Origin of the sequence: Nodularia sp. UHCC 0506, assembly GCF_034931045.1 — a bacterium.
Taxonomy (GTDB): Bacteria; Cyanobacteriota; Cyanobacteriia; order Cyanobacteriales; family Nostocaceae; genus Nodularia.
Genome location: NZ_JAYGHH010000098.1, coordinates 1 through 3,604 on the forward strand (window position 1 = coordinate 1; position 3,604 = coordinate 3,604).

Here is a 3,604-nt window from a genome sequence, read left to right on the forward strand (position 1 = left end):
AAGATCCCAGCCACACCTCCACCATTGGCATCCGTAACATCCGTTGAAGTTTAGTTAAAGAAATTTCACCTTGAACTTGTGTCAGATAGTGAGCGATCGCACTCTGCCATTTTTGCACATCTTCATCACTAGCCAAATTATGAACATCCTCTAAACTCGTCACCTCTTCCAACATCGCCAACACTTGCGCCTTCTCCACAGGTGCTACCATTGAATCACCTAAATCAGATGTAGGGGTAAAGTGATGCGGTCTATGTGGTTGAAACGTCTGTGGTACAGGGGTTTCAATCAAATCATCCAAATCTAACTGCATCGTCGTTCGCACTAATCCCGCAAAAATATCGGTACTGATAACTGGTCCATCTGGACTATTGCGATCGCCTCCGGCGGGGCGTAGCCCATCGCGTACATCCTGCAACAGTGACTCAGCACGAACGTTGAGAATATCTGCAATTTGAGTAAAAGCCAGTGCTGCATTTGATAACTGTGCTTCTAAAGGTAAATCATGCAATTCTGCATCCAAACAATCCCAAACTGCATCAAGTGAAGATGTCGGCGGAGCCTCTGACATCTCATCCAAGATATCCCAGATTGATAACTGACGATATTTGGTCATCTCTATGATTCAGGGTGCAATGGACAGGGACGGACTGGACAATGGTTGGGGCTAACCTCAAACATATCCTTATATTGATAGAGTGAGACATTATATTGTTGAGCAAATGCCTGTAACACTTGGTCAGTATAGGTGCGGATCTTGCCAGCCGTTAACCCAAAACAGTGAATTGGTTCTAGCCGACAAATAGGTTTTTGTCCCAGCCACAGTTCTGCACCCAAGGCGTGTAATGGTTTATCTCCCGGTTCCTTATATAGATATAGCACCGCAAAATACGTTGCCGGTGGCGCAACTGTAATTTCTTCAATTTCTGCTGAATTATTATCAGTTCGGCGACGATAGAAGGAACGGCGATTATGGCAGACTTTCGGATTCCAACATCCGTCCCCTTCTGTTCCATGCAGTACCTTTGCTTTAGAAGTTGGTAATTTAGCGCATAACTGACACTTAGGATCTAACGGCTTTGGCATCGTTTACTCTACTTCGGTTTCTTCGCCAATTGCCCGATAATAAGCAGAAATCGCCGCTTCCTGTTCACTACGGAGTGTATACCGTCGAAATGCTCTCTCGCTTTGATGTCCCGTCAGCTTTCGAGCATGGGTAGGGTCAATACCCAAAAGTAATAAATCAGTCGCATAGGTATGACGAAAAGAGTGAGGATGCAAACCTTCAACTTCAGCCATTTCCCCTATTTTTTCGATAGCAAAGTAAATTCCGTGATAACTCAAGCGCTGTCCTTGATATGAAGCATGGTGTGAAATCATTAATGGGCTGAGGCTATTTAATTGTTCACCGAGTTCTTCGCGCGATCGCAAATACTCCGTTACAGCTTCTCGGCTTTGTTTTCGCAACGGTACTAAGCGTGGTTCATTAGTTTTCGTATCTGGTAAAAACAGCACCTTCCCATCAAAAGACCCAACATTTAACAGTACAACTTCCCCAGCCCGGAGTCCATGACTGAGAATGTGAACCATCGCTGTATCCCGTTGTTTTGTTTCTCCCAGAAACTCCAACGCTGACCATACCCGTTGCATTTGTTCTGGCGTTAAACTTTGAGCAGGTGGTAGGGGGATTTTTTCTAATTTTATCCCTAGTGTGGGATTAGTAGCAATAATCTCAGGATAGGTATAACACATCCACTTAAAAAAGCTTTTGAGAGCCGCAATTCCCGCATTCATGCTGCTTTTAGCCAGAGGTTTACCAGTATCAGTACGGACATCATCCCGCAGGTACTCTTTATACTGCCCAAAATGACGTGGACGCATCTCGTGATAGTGCAGTTCTGTCCAAGCCAAAAACCGCTTCAATTCCCGTTCGTAGAGCTTACGGCTGTTAGGTGCAAGGTTATTGCTGCGTAAAAACTCCTGTACCTTCACAAAACGAATATCAGTAGGTGCGGTTATCCTTTTTGATTTGCTACTCAATTTTGTGGAAGTATGAGCAGATGCGGCATTGTCATTTTCCAGTAGAATGAGTTTAATCGGTGGTAACGAATCTTTTTCTAAACTATCAGGCGATGGCATTTATTGACTTCCAAATTAAATATTAGACACCAGCTTCAGTAAATGCTTGGTTCAAAGCATCAATCAAATCCAAGCGTTCTGACCATTCTGCCAGGTACATATAATCCAAACTTTCTGCTTGCAACTTCAGTATCCCCAAGACATCGCGCCACTGTTTTTCTGATTGACTCTCCCTACCCCAGCGTAACTTTTGTAAAATTGTATCTTCTGGGGAAGCCACCCAAAACGCAGGTATGCCTTCTAAATCGATGAGCCTGCGACGTGCCATCTGAGACACTGCAAACGGCGAAACATCAGTGATATATAAATCTGCATTCGCAATAGTTTCGGTATGGGTGATATTCAGCATTCGTTCACTGCCTTGCTTTAAACCCTCAACCGCACCTGCTGGGCAATAGTATCCCGCACCTTCAAGTGTCGCCACCAACAAATCGATTTGGTCAGATTGGACTGAAATTACCAAATCTAAATCACGAGTGGAACGAGGTTCACCGTGCAGCGAAGATGCAACACCACCACTTACATAGTAAGGAATATTCGTGGACTCAAAAATTTGGTGTAATTCTGCTGCCAACGAGATTGAATCCTGAATCCACATATTTTCATCATTACCTTGGGGGTGAAAATCAAGAGAATATTTTTCTGCTAATACAGCACGGGTAAAAACACGACGAATTTCCTCCACAGATGCGCCACGATGTCGGGATTTAATTCCTACAAGGCAAAGTTTCTTCACTCCACGCTCATGAACAACCAACATTTCTAAGCGTTGTTTGAGCGAAAGTTGTCGTAGGCGAGCAAACAGATATTTATCTGCCTCAATGTTCGTATCACTGGCCTGTGGCTGGTAATTCAGTTTTGAAGCAGAGGCCAGGGAACTTTTAGCCCGGAGCAAGGGGGATAATTCCGATGGAGATTCAACCCCACCTGTTGCCCTAACTTCCGCCTGCGTCTTCGTTGAACCTCTTCCCCTAATTAAATCGGCGTTTGCGGACATACAACCTCTAATACCAATTCAAAATTCAAAATTCAAAATTCAAAATTCAAAATTCAAAATTAAGAAAGCCAGACATAACAAGGCTTCGGTGATGGATATCTGTCGCATTCTTTTTTCAAAGTGGTATAACTTCCGAATCAACCCTATGGTCTCATGAAAATCATACAGTAAAAGAGGGTACAACACAAAATAATCGTTCATTAGTCCCCAAGCACAGATGCAAAGGAGATTACCGACCCAAACTAGAGAAGGAAGTAATTAAAATTATTGAGACTTGCATTCAGGCAATTTATTTAAATAACTCTAGACCCGATATTGCAGATGTACATGATGAAATTCTCCGCCAAATTACTCAAGAAAATCATACTCGTGCGGTTATTGGCCAAAAAAACTTAGAAATTCCACATCGCTCAACTATCTACAGATTTGTATCTAAATTAGATCCATTTGTGATAGCTGCGAAACGTT

4 protein-coding genes are annotated in these 3,604 nt (G+C 43.2%); all 4 read right to left on the reverse strand.

Going from position 1 to position 3,604, the window contains the following annotated elements:
* Window positions 1-616: hypothetical protein (locus VB654_RS25095; protein WP_323216548.1), on the reverse strand; the 616-nt coding region annotated here is incomplete at its 3' end.
* A 2-nt stretch (window positions 617-618) separates the two neighbouring features.
* Window positions 619-1,086 (reverse strand): hypothetical protein, encoded by a 468-nt coding sequence (locus VB654_RS25100; RefSeq protein WP_323216549.1) that lies wholly within the window; start codon window positions 1,084-1,086, stop codon window positions 619-621.
* Window positions 1,087-1,089: 3 nt separating this feature from the next.
* Window positions 1,090-2,139: a site-specific integrase gene (locus VB654_RS25105; protein ID WP_323216550.1), complete on the reverse strand. Its 1,050-nt coding sequence runs from the start codon at window positions 2,137-2,139 to the stop codon at window positions 1,090-1,092.
* 22 nt (window positions 2,140-2,161) lie between these two features.
* Window positions 2,162-3,136, reverse strand: a complete 975-nt coding sequence (locus VB654_RS25110) for a hypothetical protein (protein WP_323216551.1) — start codon at window positions 3,134-3,136, stop codon at window positions 2,162-2,164.
* Between the last annotated feature and the right edge of the window lie 468 nt (window positions 3,137-3,604).